The organism is Bacillus sp. NP247 (assembly GCF_018966865.1).
Lineage (GTDB): Bacteria > Bacillota > Bacilli > Bacillales > Bacillaceae_G > Bacillus_A.
On the sequence record NZ_CP076653.1, the window covers coordinates 4,847,650 to 4,863,309 of the forward strand.

21 protein-coding genes are annotated in these 15,660 nt (G+C 35.7%); 17 read left to right on the forward strand and 4 right to left on the reverse strand.

What is annotated here, in order from left to right; all coding sequences use genetic code 11:
* The first annotated feature begins 479 nt into the window (after positions 1-479).
* From KPL75_RS25200 to KPL75_RS25245, 10 genes are all read left to right on the forward strand, one after another.
* Complete coding sequence (locus tag KPL75_RS25200) at positions 480-1,790, forward strand: aspartate aminotransferase family protein (protein WP_001205887.1); 1,311 nt, start codon at positions 480-482, stop codon at positions 1,788-1,790.
* Complete coding sequence (atoD, locus tag KPL75_RS25205; protein WP_219918294.1) at positions 1,787-2,485, forward strand: acetate CoA-transferase subunit alpha; 699 nt, start codon at positions 1,787-1,789, stop codon at positions 2,483-2,485. Before KPL75_RS25200 ends, atoD begins: the two co-directional genes overlap by 4 nt.
* Complete coding sequence (locus tag KPL75_RS25210; protein ID WP_105587111.1) at positions 2,470-3,132, forward strand: CoA transferase subunit B; 663 nt, start codon at positions 2,470-2,472, stop codon at positions 3,130-3,132. The genes atoD and KPL75_RS25210 overlap by 16 nt, the downstream gene beginning before the upstream one ends.
* Positions 3,133-3,147: 15 nt before the next feature.
* Positions 3,148-4,416, forward strand: coding sequence for a peptidase (locus KPL75_RS25215; RefSeq protein ID WP_219918295.1), 1,269 nt, complete (start codon positions 3,148-3,150; stop codon positions 4,414-4,416).
* Positions 4,413-5,264, forward strand: coding sequence for a putative beta-lysine N-acetyltransferase (ablB, locus tag KPL75_RS25220; protein WP_219918296.1), 852 nt, complete (start codon positions 4,413-4,415; stop codon positions 5,262-5,264). Before KPL75_RS25215 ends, ablB begins: the two co-directional genes overlap by 4 nt.
* Positions 5,265-5,382: 118 nt before the next feature.
* On the forward strand, positions 5,383-6,768 hold the full coding sequence (rocR, locus tag KPL75_RS25225) for an arginine utilization transcriptional regulator RocR (RefSeq protein WP_219918297.1): 1,386 nt from the start codon (positions 5,383-5,385) through the stop codon (positions 6,766-6,768).
* Between the two features lie 210 nt (positions 6,769-6,978).
* On the forward strand, positions 6,979-8,397 hold the full coding sequence (gene ablA / locus KPL75_RS25230) for a lysine 2,3-aminomutase (RefSeq protein WP_002148177.1): 1,419 nt from the start codon (positions 6,979-6,981) through the stop codon (positions 8,395-8,397).
* Entirely contained in the window at positions 8,394-8,666 is a 273-nt protein-coding gene (locus KPL75_RS25235) for a YokU family protein (RefSeq protein ID WP_002085797.1), read from the forward strand. Before ablA ends, KPL75_RS25235 begins: the two co-directional genes overlap by 4 nt.
* 72 nt (positions 8,667-8,738) lie before the next feature.
* Positions 8,739-8,954, forward strand: a complete 216-nt coding sequence (locus tag KPL75_RS25240; RefSeq protein WP_002085796.1) for a YozE family protein — start codon at positions 8,739-8,741, stop codon at positions 8,952-8,954.
* Between the two features lie 247 nt (positions 8,955-9,201).
* Complete coding sequence (locus KPL75_RS25245; protein ID WP_219918298.1) at positions 9,202-9,864, forward strand: hypothetical protein; 663 nt, start codon at positions 9,202-9,204, stop codon at positions 9,862-9,864.
* Positions 9,865-9,868: 4 nt separating this feature from the next.
* Here KPL75_RS25245 and KPL75_RS25250 read toward each other — a convergent pair whose 3' ends face one another.
* Positions 9,869-10,024 carry a DUF3930 family protein gene (locus tag KPL75_RS25250; RefSeq protein ID WP_002018281.1) on the reverse strand — a complete coding sequence of 52 codons (156 nt, stop codon included), beginning with the start codon at positions 10,022-10,024 and terminating at the stop codon, positions 9,869-9,871.
* Positions 10,025-10,173: 149 nt separating this feature from the next.
* On the opposite strand from KPL75_RS25250, the gene KPL75_RS25255 reads away from it, so the two are divergent.
* The 5 genes from KPL75_RS25255 to KPL75_RS25275 all read left to right on the forward strand — a co-directional run bounded on the left by KPL75_RS25255 (position 10,174) and on the right by KPL75_RS25275 (position 12,917).
* Positions 10,174-10,353 carry a YozD family protein gene (locus tag KPL75_RS25255; protein ID WP_002012644.1) on the forward strand — a complete coding sequence of 60 codons (180 nt, stop codon included), beginning with the start codon at positions 10,174-10,176 and terminating at the stop codon, positions 10,351-10,353.
* Between the two features lie 110 nt (positions 10,354-10,463).
* Positions 10,464-10,646, forward strand: a complete 183-nt coding sequence (locus KPL75_RS25260) for a hypothetical protein (protein ID WP_002141661.1) — start codon at positions 10,464-10,466, stop codon at positions 10,644-10,646.
* The gene (locus KPL75_RS25265) at positions 10,646-11,467 is read left to right on the forward strand and encodes a serine/threonine protein kinase (RefSeq protein WP_219918299.1); all 822 of its coding nucleotides are present in this window, start codon (positions 10,646-10,648) and stop codon (positions 11,465-11,467) included. Before KPL75_RS25260 ends, KPL75_RS25265 begins: the two co-directional genes overlap by 1 nt.
* The gene (locus tag KPL75_RS25270) at positions 11,449-12,204 is read left to right on the forward strand and encodes a sporulation protein (protein ID WP_219918300.1); all 756 of its coding nucleotides are present in this window, start codon (positions 11,449-11,451) and stop codon (positions 12,202-12,204) included. The genes KPL75_RS25265 and KPL75_RS25270 overlap by 19 nt, the downstream gene beginning before the upstream one ends.
* 77 nt (positions 12,205-12,281) lie before the next feature.
* Positions 12,282-12,917 (forward strand): phosphatase PAP2 family protein, encoded by a 636-nt coding sequence (locus KPL75_RS25275; protein ID WP_016094107.1) that lies wholly within the window; start codon positions 12,282-12,284, stop codon positions 12,915-12,917.
* Here the strand turns inward: KPL75_RS25275 and KPL75_RS25280 are convergent.
* Positions 12,907-13,788 (reverse strand): cation diffusion facilitator family transporter, encoded by an 882-nt coding sequence (locus tag KPL75_RS25280; protein WP_219918301.1) that lies wholly within the window; start codon positions 13,786-13,788, stop codon positions 12,907-12,909. The genes KPL75_RS25275 and KPL75_RS25280 overlap by 11 nt on opposite strands.
* 214 nt (positions 13,789-14,002) lie before the next feature.
* Between KPL75_RS25280 and KPL75_RS25285 the strand changes: the two genes are divergently transcribed.
* A complete protein-coding gene (locus KPL75_RS25285; RefSeq protein ID WP_219918302.1) occupies positions 14,003-14,413 on the forward strand; it encodes a YhfM domain-containing protein in 411 nt (136 codons plus the stop codon).
* 39 nt (positions 14,414-14,452) lie between these two features.
* Here the strand turns inward: KPL75_RS25285 and KPL75_RS25290 are convergent, their stop codons facing one another.
* Both KPL75_RS25290 and KPL75_RS25295 read right to left on the reverse strand, forming a co-directional pair.
* The gene (locus tag KPL75_RS25290; protein WP_001206934.1) at positions 14,453-14,767 is read right to left on the reverse strand and encodes a thioredoxin family protein; all 315 of its coding nucleotides are present in this window, start codon (positions 14,765-14,767) and stop codon (positions 14,453-14,455) included.
* 73 nt (positions 14,768-14,840) lie between these two features.
* Positions 14,841-15,374: a site-specific integrase gene (locus KPL75_RS25295; protein WP_258237056.1), complete on the reverse strand. Its 534-nt coding sequence runs from the start codon at positions 15,372-15,374 to the stop codon at positions 14,841-14,843.
* A 137-nt stretch (positions 15,375-15,511) separates the two neighbouring features.
* On the opposite strand from KPL75_RS25295, the gene KPL75_RS25300 reads away from it, so the two are divergent.
* The gene (locus tag KPL75_RS25300) at positions 15,512-15,658 is read left to right on the forward strand and encodes a hypothetical protein (RefSeq protein ID WP_219918303.1); all 147 of its coding nucleotides are present in this window, start codon (positions 15,512-15,514) and stop codon (positions 15,656-15,658) included.
* Positions 15,659-15,660 lie beyond the last annotated feature (2 nt).

Consider the following 15,660-nt stretch of genomic DNA (forward strand, 5'->3'; position numbering starts at 1 on the left):
GTAATACCGATAAAAGAGCGTCGTGCCGAACTGATTAATGTGGTTAATCGGTTCTTTTTTTATTGTTCTAAACAGGTGGTACTATTTGTTAAGTAATAGTTACGATAAATGAGGCGAAGTAAAATGTCGAATTTTGTTTGAAAATATGCAATATAAAGTAGGATAATAGGAAGGAAAATAACGGGAGTTCCGTCGAAGTTTACACAATGTCAGCAATTGAGGGAAGCTGATATTATGTTAAAAAAATATTCAATTTGTTGTTATCTTAAATCAGGAAGGGGTATTTAAGCGTACAGGTAAGGATTGGTCTTCGTTTTAAGTTCTGAATTTTCTGTTTTTAAAATAATATTTAGCACTCATTTGTATATTTTATAATAGTTTTTTGATAAATTCACTGCTTTTGCAGAGGATTCTTTTTTATGAAAGAAACGTCAATTTTCTTCATATACATATACAAATTGAAGAAATGGGGGAGCGCTATGCGCGATTACTTAATTAAACCACTTGTTGGTCAGCCGTATCCAATGATTTCACATGGAAAAGGTGTGTATTTGTATGATCAAAACGGAAATAAATATTTTGATGGTTCGTCAGGAGCAATTACGGCAGGTATTGGGCATGGCGTAAAGGAGATTGCAGATGTTATTAAAAAGCAAGCAGAGGAGATTGCTTTCGTATATAGATCACAGTTTACGAGTGAACCAGCTGAAAAATTAGCGAAGAAGTTAAGTGATTTAAGTGTAGGAGATTTGAACTGGAGCTTTTTTGTAAATAGTGGTACGGAAGCAAATGAAACAGCTATGAAAATTGCAATTCAACATTTTCAGGAGCGCGGTATTCAAGGGAAACATAAAATTTTGTCACGCTGGATGAGCTATCACGGTATTACGATGGGAGCCTTGTCAATGTCTGGGCATCCGCTGCGCAGACAACGTTTCGTATCTATTTTGGAAGATTATCCAACTATTCCAGCCCCATATTGTTTCAGGTGCCCTGTACAAAAGGTATATCCAACTTGTCAGCTTGCTTGTGCAACTGAACTAGAAAGATCAATTGAAAGAATTGGTGCGGAGCATATTGCAGCTTTTATTGCTGAACCGATTATCGGAGCAGCTGGCGGTGCGGTTGTACCGCCGAAAGAATATTATAAAGTGATTAAAGATATTTGTAGTCATTACGATATTTTATTCATTGCGGATGAAGTAATGACTGGGCTTGGTCGTACTGGTGCATGGTTTGCGATGGAGCATTGGGGTGTAGAACCGGATATTATGACGCTTGGTAAGGGATTGGGAGCGGGATATACACCGATGGCAGCGACGATTGTTAGTGACCGAGTTATGGAGCCAATTTTACGTGGGTCACGTTCTGTTATGAGTGGGCATACGCTAAGTGCAAATCCATTATCTGCAGCAACGGCTCTAGCTGTTATTGAATATATGGAGAAACATAATCTACCTGAAAAAACAGCGGAAAAGGGAGAGTATTTAATTAAGGGGCTACAGAAAGTTCAGCAACAATCGACAATTATTGCTGATGTGCGTGGAAAAGGGTTGTTGATCGGAATAGAATTGCAACCGTTTACAAAAGCATCCGAGCTCATTTCAGTTGCTGCTAAAAATGGACTTCTCCTATACCAAGCTGTTTCAGGGCAAGCAGGAAAAGAAGATAGTGCACTGCTTGTTGCACCACCAATGACAACTACATATTCCGAGTTAGATGAATTACTTTCAATTTTTGCAAAAAGTGTAGAAGAGATGATGCAAAAAGGAGGGCATAGTATAGCATGACAACTATTACAAATACATTCGGTAAATTAAAAGAAATAGAGGAAGTAATTTCTTTGTTCCATGATGATATGACATTAATGTTTGGGGGATTTGGAGGGATCGGATCCCCTCCAACTTTAATACAGGCTATTTTAGATAAAGGCATTACAAATTTAAATTTAATAGGAAATGATACTGGATTTCCTGATGTAGGAATCGGTCGTCTTGTTACAAATGAACGGGTTAAGTCTTTAGTTACTTCTCATATTGGTTCAAATCCAAATGCAGGAAGACAGTTAAATGAAGGACGATTACAAATTGAGTTTTCCCCGCAAGGAACATTAGCAGAGCGTATTCGCGCTGGAGGAGTTGGGCTTGGTGGTGTTTTAGTTGATGTTGGTGTTGATACGATTGTAGAAGAAGGAAAACGAACAGTTGAAATGAATGGAAAGACATATTTAGTTGAAACAGCTTTAACGGCTGAAGTCGCAATTGTATATGCGAAAAAAGCGGATCCGTTTGGCAATCTTGTATTTGATAAAAGCGCTCGTAATATGAATCCGCACGTAGCTATGGCTGGGGACATAACGATTGTAGAAGCAGAAGAAATTGTTCCACTTGGAAGTTTAGATCCAGAAGAAATTGTCGTCCCTGGTGTATTTGTAAATTATATCGTGCCATCGGAAGGAGTGAATTGGAAATGGGTATGGGCGTAGAAGTGAGAGATAAGATTGCAAGACGTGCAGCGAGAGAAATTCAAAATGGCATGATTGTAAATTTAGGTATTGGAATTCCATCGCTTGTACCGAATCATTTACCAGAAGATATGAATGTTATGTTTCACGCGGAAAACGGTATTGTCGGTATGGGACCAACGCCAAGTAAAGGGAATGAAGATGAGAATTTATGTAACGCAGCTGGTTTACCAACATCTCTTATTACAGGAGCAAGTTATTTCGATAGCTGCATGGCATTTGGCATGATTAGAAAAGGATTACTTGATGTTACGATACTTGGTTCGTTACAAGTAAGTGAAAATGGTGATTTAGCGAACTGGATTGTACCAGGAAAACGCGTTCCAGGTATTGGAGGAGCGATGGATTTAGCGCAAAAAGCGAAGCGGGTCGTTGTTGTGATGAATCATGTTGATAAATATGGAAATGCAAAGATTGTTTCGGAATGTACATTGCCATTAACTTCGAAAAAATGTGTAGATTTAATTATTACAGACATGGCTGTCATGGAAGTGACTCCAAGAGGACTTGTCTTACAAGAATTAATGAGTCCGTACACTGTAGAAGATGTAAAACGACATACGACAGCTGATTTTCATATAAGCTCAAATTTACTAGTAATTGAATGAGGGGAGTTGTAATATATGGAGCAATTAAAAAAACAAGTTTGTGATTATATTGAGAGTCATGAAGAAGAGAGCGTAAAATTTTTAACACGACTAATTCAAGAAAAGAGCGTATCTGGTGATGAAAGTGGTGCGCAGGCAATTATTATTGAAAAGTTGCGTGAGTTAGGTCTCGACCTTGATATTTGGGAGCCTGCTTTTAATGAAATGAAAGATCACCCTTATTTCGTATCACCTCGTACAAGCTTTACAGATAGCCCGAACATTGTAGCGACTTTAAAAGGAAGTGGCGAAGGGAAATCTATGATTTTAAACGGGCATATTGACGTCGTGCCAGAAGGGGATGTAAATCAGTGGGACCATCATCCGTATAGTGGAGAGAAAATAGGAAACCGCATATATGGACGTGGAACAACAGATATGAAAGGCGGCAATGTCTCACTTATGCTTGCGATGGAAGCGATTATTGAATCTGGTATTGAACTAAAAGGTGATATACATTTTCAAAGTGTAATAGAAGAAGAGAGCGGTGGGGCAGGAACATTAGCTGCTATTTTACGAGGATATAAGGCAGATGGCGTTATTATTCCTGAGCCGACGAATATGAAGTTTTTCCCGAAACAACAAGGGTCAATGTGGTTTCGTCTACATATAAAAGGCAAAGCAGCACACGGTGGTACACGTTATGAAGGAGTAAGTGCAATTGAAAAAAGTATGTTTGTTGTAGATCATTTGAGAAAATTAGAAGAGAAGAGAAACGGTCGAATTACAGATCCGTTATTTAAGGGGATTCCGATTCCAATTCCAATTAACGTTGGGAAAATTGAAGGGGGAAGCTGGCCAAGTTCTGTTCCCGATTCATTAATTTTAGAAGGAAGATGTGGTATTGCGCCGAATGAGACTATAGAGGCAGCAAAAGAAGAGTTTGAAGGCTGGATTGGTGAATTAAAAGATGTGGATAGTTGGTTTGTAAAAAATCCTGTAAAAGTAGAATGGTTTGGAGCGAGATGGGTTCCTGGTGAACTAGAAGAAAATCATCCACTTATTACAACGCTTGGGCATAACTTTGTTGAAATCGAAGGGAATGAACCGATTATAGAAGCTTCGCCATGGGGAACTGATGGAGGTTTGTTCACACAAATCGCTAACGTACCAACGATAGTATTTGGTCCAGGAGAGACGAAAGTAGCACATTATCCAAACGAATATATAGAAGTTGATAAAATGATTGCTGCCGCAAAAATAATTGCATGTACATTACTAGATTGGTGTGAGGTGAAGAAATGAAATACTATGAATCTTTTAGTGAACAGACAAAGCATTACACAGTAGAAGGGGTTTTAGATTATTTTAATAAACGTGTTAGAGTTGATCACTATACAGGAAATGTTGAAAGTATTATACAAACAATCGATGAATTAGCAGAGAAACATTCTTTCACTAAATGTATTATTAAAGGAAAGGGAGAGCATGTTTCAACATGGCTCTCTTTCGGTTTCTTACTGGAAGCAACGATACCTCATTATTTTCAAGGACACGATGCGTACTTCTTCGTGAAATATCAAAGTGATAAAAGACGAAATAGTATTCATTGGGCTGAAGAAGATAACATTTTAAGCGGTGTAAAATCAAAAGAAGTAAAGGAAAAAGAAATCCCAGAGAAGTTTGTGTTAAGAAAGGCGACCGAAGAAGACGCTGAAGAATTAGCAACCGTCTTTGGAAAAGTATTTGAAGTTTATCCGACACCTTTAAATGAAGCAAGTTATGTAAAGCAGACGATGAAGGAAGAAGATACAATTTACTATGTTTACGAATTCGATGGACAAATTATTAGTACAGCGTCCGCTGAAATGAACGTGAAAGAAGGAAATGCAGAATTAACAAACTGTGCAACTTTACCGGAATATCGAAAACATGGATTTATGAAAAGTTTACTAATTAAGTTAGAGGAAGAGCTCCAAGAAAAATCTATTTTTTGTTCCTATACAATTGCTCGTTCGCTTTCTTTCGGTATGAATGCAGCCTTTCATCAACTAGGCTATACATACACAGGAAGACTTGCGAATAATTGTTACATTTTTGATAAGTTGGAAGATATGAATATATGGGTAAAGGATTTATCTAATAATAAATAGGTAAAAGAAACATATACATCATAATAAAAAAAATAGAACGGAATCGTCATGCTTATAATCGCACAGAGGGTGCCGAAAATTCGGCGTTGAATTTGCTGGATTTTCGGCAAAAGGGGGGATGACATTGCTAGCAGTTTCGACACAGGAAGTCATTGAAGCGATTTTGGGCAGTATAGATGAGGCCATACATGCAGTAGATGAAAATGGGATTACAATCTTTTATAATACAGTTGCTGCAAAACATGATGGGTCTAAAATTGAAAATGTGCTAGGAAAGCATTTATTAAAAGCATTCCCGTCATTATCAAGAGAAACAAGTACGTTGATGAAAGTATTAGATACAAAAAAACCAATCGTACACCAAGTTCAACATTACCAAAATTTAAATGGGGAAGACGTTTGTACGGTAAATACGACGTTACCTATTTTAATAGATGGAAATATTGCTGGCGCTGTAGAAATTGCGAAAGATTATTCTACTATTCAAAAACTTACTGATACAATTGTAGATCTACAAACGAAAATAAAACGATCGACTAGCAAAAAAACGGTGAAAAAGCATGTTGCATTCGAGACAATTGTGACTGATGATTCCCGCTTTAAACAGACGAAAGAATTAGCACAAAAAGTAGCGCCAACCGATGCGAATGTTTTAATATATGGTGAAACTGGAACGGGGAAAGAGCTATTTGTGCAAGCGATTCATGAAGCTTCTAAACGAAAAAATAAGCCGTTTATTGCACAAAACTGTGCAGCTTTGCCAGAGTCGCTATTAGAAAGTTTGCTGTTTGGCACGACAAAAGGTAGTTATACAGGGGCGATCGAACGGGCAGGATTATTTGAACTTGTAGATGGAGGAACGTTGTTTTTAGATGAACTTAATTCAATGCCACTCGATTTACAAGCGAAGATGCTACGTGTATTAGAGGATGGGGTCATTAGGCGCATTGGAGATAATAAGACGAGGAAAGTAGATGTTCGCGTTATTACTGCGATGAATCAGCCTCCAGAAGTATGTTTAAGAGAAAATAAAATTCGCACTGATTTATACTATCGATTAAATGTATTTTCATTATATATTCCGCCGCTTCGCGAAAGAACTGAGGATGTATTGTTATTAGCGTCTTATTTTTTGAAGGAATATAATAAGAGTTATAAAAAAGGTGTACTTCAAATTGATAAGGAGGCAAAAGAAAGATTACAAGCTTATCAATGGCCTGGAAATGTTCGTGAGTTAAAACATACGATTGAACATGCTGTCATTATTGCGGAAGGTAATTCATTAACAGCTAATTGTTTACCGCGTACATTTCGGAAAGAGAAAATTCCGGAGAAGAAAAGTATATTACCACTTAGGGAAGCTCTACATCAAACGGAAAAAGAGTTAATAGATCAAGCGTTAATTGAGACGGAAGGTAATATTTTGCGAGCAGCAAAAATGTTAGGTATTCCGCGTCAAACGCTTCAATATAAACTGAGCAAGTACGACAAAACCGCCGAATAATCGGCGGTTTTTGTGTGTTTGCACCAATAAAAGAGCGTTTACATATATAACAAGTAATGAATATGATAGTAAATATAGTTTTAGTACAGCACTTAAAAATATTTATTCTCTTATATAATAGGGTATTTCTCGCATTTACTTATCAAGAATATGAAGTTGGCATAATTATTGCTTATATAAAGAATGAGCGTATAAAAAGGGGGAATAGCAATGTTACATGATGTATACAAACCAAATCGTCACTGGAAGGATATTGAATTATGGAAAGATGTTACAGAAGAACAATGGAATGATTGGGTTTGGCAATTAACGAATACGATCAAAACTTTAGATGATTTAAAGAAAATAATTAACTTAACACCTGAAGAAGAAGAAGGTGTTAAAATTTCAACGAAAACGATCCCGTTAAACATTACACCGTACTATGCTTGGCTAATGAATCCTGATGACCCACGCTGTCCGATTCGGATGCAATCAGTACCGATTTCGGAAGAGTTATATAAAACAAAATATGATTTAGAAGATCCTCTTCATGAAGATGAAGATTCACCAGTTCCAGGATTAACGCATCGCTATCCAGACCGCGTACTATTTTTAGTAACGAATCAATGTTCTATGTATTGTCGTTACTGTACACGTCGTCGTTTTAGTGGACAAATTGGAATGGGCGTACCGAAAAAGCAATTAGATGATGCGATTGCTTATATTAGTGAGACACCACAAGTACGTGACGTTTTAATTTCTGGCGGTGATGGACTTCTAATTAATGATAAAATTTTAGAATATGTATTAAAGAATTTACGAGCAATCCCGCATGTCGAGATTATTCGTATCGGAACAAGAGCACCAGTTGTATTCCCACAGCGTATTACAGAAAATCTGTGTAACATAATTAAAAAATACCATCCAGTATGGTTAAATACACATTTTAACACTTCTATTGAGATTACAGAAGAATCGAAACTAGCATGTGAAATGCTTGCGAATGCAGGTGTTCCAATTGGAAACCAAGCTGTAATTTTAGCTGGAATTAATGACAGCGTTCCAATTATGAAAAAACTTATGCATGATTTAGTGAAAATTCGTGTTCGTCCATATTACATTTATCAATGTGATTTATCAGAAGGTATCGGTCATTTCCGTGCACCAGTTTCGAAAGGTCTTGAAATTATTGAAGGCTTACGTGGACATACGTCTGGTTATGCAGTACCAACTTTCGTTGTTGATGCACCGGGCGGAGGCGGGAAAATTGCGCTTCAGCCAAACTATTTAATTTCACAAAGTGCGGATAAAGTTGTTCTTCGTAACTTTGAAGGGGTTATTACAACGTATCCAGAACCAGAAAACTATATCCCAGGAAGAGCAGAAGGCTACTTTAAAGAAATTTATCCGACTTATGAAGAGAAACGTTCTGATATCGGCGTTGCAGGATTGATGAGTGATAGGAAATTTAATCTTGTTCCAGATGATTTACAACGTATGAATCGCCGTAAAGATTATGAAGTCAATGAAACGCATGCTTCTTTAAAAGATAAACGTGATAAGCGTGATCAATTAAAAGATAAAAAATATCAAGCACAAATGGCAAAGTTAGATGACGACAAAAAAAATGAGGGTGACGTAGTATGAATTGTATGTGGTGTGACAGTACAGAAGCGAAAGAAAGCTTGAATACTGTATATTGGGAATTACCAGATGGTACGAAAGCCATTGAAATCCAAGAGACACCATGTATTACTTGTTCCTCATGTGGAATGGACTATCAAGCAGACCATACTGTAAAAGAAATTGAAGATCAGTTGTTTTTAATTTATACGAAAGATTTGCCAAAACAACTAACATACGAAGAGTTGATGGGAAGACCACGTTTATTAAAAAGGAATTATTTCGACTTTTAACCAGCTTTTATGCTGGTTTTTTTCTTTTTTGCCTTGTATAATGTACCCAAGTTAGAAAGGTAGGGAATATTTTTGAAAAAGACATTTTACCATTATATGATGAAGCACCGTGCAGCTTTATTTAAAAATGAAATATCAGATTTAGCAGAGGCGATGTATGATGATTTAAGTTTTCCGAAGCAATCTGAAGACTATGATGTAATTAGTTCATACTTAGAGTTAAGTGGAATGCTAGAAAGTATGTCTATATTTGATGATGCATGGGATTTATATATACAAGAGAGATAAAAATTATAAAAAAACATACAGAATACATTACTTTTTTAAAGTGAAGTATTTTGTATGTTTTTTTATACGAAAGTTCTTGATTTGAAGCTAGTCTATTTACTAGTTTTTTTGCGTTTCACATAAATTTTATGTAGTGATATTTTTTTATTGAAAAAATTTATGAATATAAGCTTCTGTGATAAGCGTTTTAATGTAGGTTGCATATACTGTTATCAAAATCACGACGTTTAAAAAAGGAGAGATAGAGATGGCAAAGAAAAAACAACCTAAATACAACGTAGGGGACATAGTCGTGATTACGCTATATGGAACCGTTGGGAAAGTTACAAATATGAAGGTTTTAGATGGAGTTTACGTATACGAAGTAAATAATCACGATGGGTTTTACGTTGAGCAAACTTTGCAGCATGTAACAGAGCAGGAAATGAAAAAGGGCGACACAGAGTGGATTGAATTAAATTATAACTTTACGTTTGGTGATCTCGTGCAAGTAACTGGATATGATAAAGATGTTTTTCGTATTGTTGGTTTTCGTACAGAAGTATGGAGATATAAAAATGATGCATGGGAAGATACTATATATGAATTGTCACGAATTACTGATGGTGAATGGTTAGAAGCTGATGAATCTGATTTAACATTACTTGCCAATGCACAAACGGCAAATGCAATTTTGAAGAAAATGAAACAAGATAAAGCTGGTATGAATAAATTGGATTTAGGAAAATTGAAGTCAATTAACAATTCGAAAAAAGTAAGTGTAAAGACGAATCGCCAAGAAATTATTGATGGGTTATTAGATATTTATAATGATTATCATTTATTATTCGATACATTTAAAGATGAAGAATATAAAATTGTTATGGATGTTGTTCAAAATTATTTAGTTAAATTGACAGAGAAAAAATAGTTAACTAGAAAGAGAGAATAAATTGAACAACAACATATGCAGTATAAGGTATGCCTACAATTATTAAAAAAATAAAAAGCCATTTAATAAGAGAGTCTGCCCATTGATCTTCATGCATGAACTCTTCTTTTGTTTGCTCTACTTCGTATTGGTATTCCATTATTATTTCCCCCCTTGGATAGCTTGTACTAACATCGTATGCCCTTTGCCTACACGATATGACTTATAAAAAAGAAAAAACTATTTTTCTAATCTCATATACATAATTTTGAGATTTTTTCATAAAACAGAAATAAAGGAGTGATGCTCATGAAGGAAATTGAAGTCGTAATTGACACGGAAGAGATTGCGGAGTTTTTTTATGAGCGACTAATTGAAAGAGGGTACGTTCCAAAAAGAGAAGAAATTGAGGACCTGGCAGATATTACATTTGAGTATTTATTAGAGAAATGCATGATTGATGAAGTTTTTGATGAAGAGGAAGATTGAAAGTAACGGCGGGCTTAACTCGTCGTTTTTTACTCTTTACAAACTTGTCACAAATATAGACAAGAATTGTTGGTATAATTAAAAGAAAATTTTATACAAGAGGTGAAGGGATGTTCAAAAAAATTATTGATTCTTTATTAGGAAAGAAAAAACATCGTTCGTATTCAAGTAGTGATTATCGTCATAGAGGGCGCTCGTATTCAAGTAGCGATAATAAACGACGTTCATCTGGTTATGGGCATCAGCATTATAAAAGAAAACGTAAAAGCCGTAGCTTCTTTTCAAGTAGCTGATGAAATGGCGTCGTATACTAGCTTTATTTGATAGACCACTGCGAAAAAATACAATTGTTGCAGAGCGTTATAAGATTGAATCAGTAATTGGAATGGGCAGTTATGGGGTTACATATGTCGTTAATGATTTTCAAATAAATAAATATAAAGTCTTAAAACAATTAAGGCAAAGTAAACAAAGATATGAGTTTGGTAGAAAATCATTTGAGCAAGAGAAAGTGATTTTACAAACATTAAATCATGAGTCAATTCCTAATCTACATGATCATTTCATATGGGAGAAAAAGAACTTTTTTGTGATGGAGTATATGCCGGGAGAAAATTTCGAAGATTATATTTTCCTAGATGGGCAAGTATATGATGAACGTGAAGTTTTTGAAATTTTATATGAAGTACTAGGAATTGTTTCGTATTTTCATAGTAAAGGGATCATTCACCGAGATTTACGTATTCCAAACATATTAATGAAAGAAAATCAGATTAGTATTATTGATTTTGGATTGGCTAAATTGAAAGGTGAGGGTGATGAGCGAGCTACAACTTATGAAGGTGAACAAGCTTTGATGCGAGAAATTCACTTTCGTAGCGATTTTTATGCGCTCGGTCATTTCGCATTATTTTTATTGTATGCTAGTTATGAATCGACTGAAAAAAAGGAAAAACCTTGGTATGAAGAGTTAGTGCTGGAAGAATATAATCGCGACATGCTAATGCGAATGTTACAAATGAAAGCGCCATACTATGAAAATGTACAAGATTTGAAAAAAGATGTAGCTTACGCTTTAGAAAGGATGGAGACCCCATGTTTCAAAAGTTTTTAGCAAGCGTTGGTATTGGTAGTGCAAAAGTAGATACTGTTCTTGAAAAAGATGAGTATATAGTTGGAGAAGAAATCGTAGGGAAGATACATATAACTGGAGGTTCAGTTAGCCAAGAAATTGAAAGCATTTACTTAACGTTGTCGACGTCATATGTAAGAGAAGTGGATGATAAAAAAGTAACGTCAACGTATGATTTGGAGCGAGTTCGTTTAACAGATCCATTTTCTGTAGAGTCAAATGAAAAAGTGGAAATTCCATTTTCGTTTTTAATGCCAATTGAAGTACCACTAACACTTGGAATGAAAACGGTTTGGGTTCATACAGGCCTTGATATTAAACGTAGTATTGATCCAAGTGACCGTGATTATATTCAAGTGTTGCCGAACGCGCTATTGAACAGTGTATTAAATAGTGTAAATCAATTAGGTTTTAAAGCGCGTCATATAGAATGCGAGGAATTGCCGTATCGATTACGTAAGCAAGTTCCATTCGCGCAAGAATTTGAGTTTATTCCAGTTTCCGGAGAGTATTATGGGAAATTAGATGAATTAGAATTATTAATTTTGCCAAGTGCCCATGACCGATTAGAAATTATTATGGAAGTAGATAGAAAATCACGTGGATTAGCTGGTTTGTTCGCGGAAGCGCTAGATCTTGATGAGAAGGTTATTCGCTTTACAGTAACAAGCGAAGATATTCCAACGATGCAGCAAAAAATTAACAATAATATTTTTTAATAAACTATGCATAAAAAAGAAATGGAGAGGAAAACTAAAACAACCGCTCCATTTTTTTGCATAGTGAGGTTATGTATGTGAAACGATACCGACATTTATACTTGTTAAGTTGTACACTACTCATTTGTTTTGTCGCACTATCACTTTCGTATCATACCGCTTGTATTGAAAAATTTGATAATGTAGTCGCACACTTTATTCAAAGTTTCCGAAACGAGTATTTGACAACCTATTTTACTTGGGTGTCCTTTATCGGTTCAAAAAGAATATATTTCCCGTTACTCATTATACTTGTAATGTATTTTCTCCTTAGAAAAAAAATATTAAGTGCATTACTTCTAACAATTAATTATTACGGATCACGTTATTTGAACAGTATGCTCAAACTATGGTACGAACGAGCAAGACCTGATGTGACGCAGCTTGTTACAGCAACTGGATATAGCTTTCCGAGCGGGCATACGATGAATGCTACTGCTTTCTTAGGATTTATTGCATATGTCACAATTACAGAAGATCGTATTTCATTGCATAAAAAGTTGCTGATTATTTTTATAGCAAGCTTCGTTGTATTATCTATTTCAGTTAGCCGAATTTATCTTGGCGTGCACTATCCATCTGACATATTAGCCGGATGGGCAGCGGGCGGTAGCTGGCTCGTTTTATGTGTTATATTTCATAAGGCGTTCATTAAAAAAGAACCTATGTCATAATAGGTTCTTTTTGCATGGGCTCCACATGAATATGAGCATGGTAAATTCCGAATTTCTTTCGAAGCATATCTTCAATACTGTCAGTAATACAATGGCTTTCGCTAACATCCATTCGAGCATCTACTTCAATTGTAATATCTACATACGTTTGATTCCCATACATACGAGCACGAATATCTACAATATGTTCAACACCTGAAATATGCCCTATAGCATCAGCGTATTCATCCATTTTTTCAGGATCAATTCCATCCGTTAGCATATGAGAAGCTTCTACGAAAATGTCCCACGCGGTCTTACAAATAATAAGACCGACAATTAAAGCAGCAATAGGGTCTAAAATAGGCATTTTGAACTGTGATCCGACAATACCTATTACTGTACCAATACTTACGAGAGCATCTGATAAATTATCTTTTGCAGCAGCCTCTAACGACTTACTCTTTGTTTGAATCGCAATCTTTTTCGTATATTTATATACGAAATACATTACGACGGCAGAAAATAAAGCAACCCACGCAGCGAGTACATTAGGTGCTGCTTGTTTCGGATTTAAAAACGATTGAATTGCACTAATCACAACTTCTAATCCGACCGTTGCCATAATAAAGGAAGCAACAAGAGATGCGATTTGTTCTGCACGCGAATGCCCATATGGATGATCTGGATCACGAGGCTTACGAGAAATTTTCAGGCCAATTAATATCGCTAAAGAAGCACCAATATCCGTTAAGTTATTCAAACCGTCAGCACGTAATGCGCTAGAGAGGGTAATATAACTGATGATGATTTTCATAGAGGATAAAAATATGTAGGCTATAATGCTGACAATAGCACCTTTATCAGCTTCTTTATGAGAAAGAGAATCCATTTTAATCACTCGCCTTTCTACAAGGAATTTCTTTCTATACATAGAGTATCAAACGAAACTCGTGTGGGTCTATACAAACATTGTTGACGTTTTATAGCTTTTTAAGAAGGGGATAACAAAGTTTCGTTAAGGAAAAATATGTTGAAAAGTACAAAGTAAGGGTATGAATGGAATTGGGATTTATCTACAATTCAAGAGATAGGAGGGTAGGAGGATGAAGAAACGCATACTTTTCTTACTATGTATTTTTCTTATAATGACTGGATGTAATTCATCAAATGATAAAAACGTGAAGAAACAAAATATTTCTAAAATATCAATATCCACTTTTAAAGGATACGGTGGATTAAATGAAAATTATTTTATGTGTATAGAAGACAAACAAATAATCAAAGGGATTAATAATCTATTTAATAACACGAAAAAACAAAAGCGAAGCGGCGAAAAACCACAATACGATGTATTAATTACATATGAAAGTGGTGATACAAACGGTATACATCTTTACCTTGGAGATGAAGGGGATAGGAGTGTAATTATGTACATTGGTCATGAGGAAACCGTATATTACTCTTCTAAAGAGATGACGAAACAACTACGAAAGATAATTGTGAAAAAAGATTAAAACCCTCTGGAAAATATTTTTTCAGAGGGTTTTCGTTTCTTAGTACGCTTCTAAAAACTCAGTAACTTGCTCTTCCGTTTTTGCATTTGCACTATGTAAGTGACCTAGCTTTTCGCCATTTTGATATACAAGTAGGCTTGGAATGCCCATTACTTGATACTCTTCAGCAATACTTGGGAACTCATCTTTATTAATAGAATACCATTCAAACTTATTGAACTCTTCCATTACATCCCCGATAAAGTTGTCCATACGCACGCAATCTGGGCACCATGTAGTAAAGAACTTAACAACTACTGGCTCCTCGCTTGCGATGATGTCTTTGAATTCCTTGTCAGACTTGATTTCTCTCATGTTCTGTTGCTCCTTTTTCACTTGTGATATTTTGGGTTATTTAGGCGGTGTTTTTGCCCAGAAACGAAAACTTCTAACAAAAGTTTTTCATTCCGAATAATTCGTTTGCAAATTGATCCACCGCAGTTTCCTGAAGCCCTGGTACGACATGTAAGTAGGTGTCCAATGTGATACCTACTCTTTTATGTCCTGATCGTTCACTGACAATCTTCGGGTGAATACCTTGTTGCAACATTAATGTTGCATGAGTATGCCTTAGATCATGGAAACGAATATCAGGAACCCCACTTTTCTTTATAAGCTTTTTCAGGAGTTGTGTCAAACTTCTGAAACGGCAGACCAAATCGTAGTCATTATAGCGTTTATCATATCGCTCTTTTTTCTCAGAGATTTTTTGCAGATGGTCATTTAGTGCCATTAAAGTAATGTCAGGCAAAATCAGTAATCTTTTTCCAGAAGAGGTTTTTGGTTCATGGAATCCCTTTGTAATGTGAGAGAGGGAACGGTTAACAGATAACGTTCGTCTCTCAAAATCAATATCTTTCCATTGTAGACCTAAGATTTCACCTTTACGTATTCCACATGTAATAGCAAGAAGATAAGCGATATAATAACGGTTTTCTTTTGCATGTTCTAAAAAACGAAGAACTTCTTCATCGATTAAAAAACCAGGGGGTTAACGCTGATTTAGTGGAAAGAGTTCATTATATCACTCTTTCGGAGGAGGTGGGTTAGGGGGCGGAAATGGTTAAAGAAACTATTTTCGAAAAACGCCCACCCTGCATTGTTTGTGAGGAACAAGAAGGTGAGCTTCAATTAAACGAAACTGATTGGATTTGTGAAAATTATGCCCAAATTATGCATGAACAAGGTATTGAAAGAGATGAATAGTA

Coding starts and splice junctions, on each gene's coding strand:
- KPL75_RS25200 (WP_001205887.1), top strand. CDS start 480: ATGCGCGATTACTTAATTAAACCACTTGTTGGTCAGCCGTATCCAATG.
- ablA (WP_002148177.1), top strand. CDS start 6,979: ATGTTACATGATGTATACAAACCAAATCGTCACTGGAAGGATATTGAA.
- KPL75_RS25235 (WP_002085797.1), top strand. CDS start 8,394: ATGAATTGTATGTGGTGTGACAGTACAGAAGCGAAAGAAAGCTTGAAT.
- KPL75_RS25285 (WP_219918302.1), top strand. CDS start 14,003: ATGAAGAAACGCATACTTTTCTTACTATGTATTTTTCTTATAATGACT.
- KPL75_RS25215 (WP_219918295.1), top strand. CDS start 3,148: ATGGAGCAATTAAAAAAACAAGTTTGTGATTATATTGAGAGTCATGAA.
- KPL75_RS25250 (WP_002018281.1), bottom strand. CDS start 10,024: ATGGAATACCAATACGAAGTAGAGCAAACAAAAGAAGAGTTCATGCAT.
- rocR (WP_219918297.1), top strand. CDS start 5,383: ATGACATTGCTAGCAGTTTCGACACAGGAAGTCATTGAAGCGATTTTG.
- KPL75_RS25280 (WP_219918301.1), bottom strand. CDS start 13,788: ATGGATTCTCTTTCTCATAAAGAAGCTGATAAAGGTGCTATTGTCAGC.
- KPL75_RS25210 (WP_105587111.1), top strand. CDS start 2,470: ATGGGTATGGGCGTAGAAGTGAGAGATAAGATTGCAAGACGTGCAGCG.
- KPL75_RS25260 (WP_002141661.1), top strand. CDS start 10,464: ATGTTCAAAAAAATTATTGATTCTTTATTAGGAAAGAAAAAACATCGT.
- KPL75_RS25245 (WP_219918298.1), top strand. CDS start 9,202: ATGGCAAAGAAAAAACAACCTAAATACAACGTAGGGGACATAGTCGTG.
- KPL75_RS25300 (WP_219918303.1), top strand. CDS start 15,512: ATGGTTAAAGAAACTATTTTCGAAAAACGCCCACCCTGCATTGTTTGT.
- KPL75_RS25270 (WP_219918300.1), top strand. CDS start 11,449: ATGTTTCAAAAGTTTTTAGCAAGCGTTGGTATTGGTAGTGCAAAAGTA.
- ablB (WP_219918296.1), top strand. CDS start 4,413: ATGAAATACTATGAATCTTTTAGTGAACAGACAAAGCATTACACAGTA.
- KPL75_RS25255 (WP_002012644.1), top strand. CDS start 10,174: ATGAAGGAAATTGAAGTCGTAATTGACACGGAAGAGATTGCGGAGTTT.
- KPL75_RS25290 (WP_001206934.1), bottom strand. CDS start 14,767: ATGAGAGAAATCAAGTCTGACAAGGAATTCAAAGACATCATCGCAAGC.
- atoD (WP_219918294.1), top strand. CDS start 1,787: ATGACAACTATTACAAATACATTCGGTAAATTAAAAGAAATAGAGGAA.
- KPL75_RS25265 (WP_219918299.1), top strand. CDS start 10,646: ATGAAATGGCGTCGTATACTAGCTTTATTTGATAGACCACTGCGAAAA.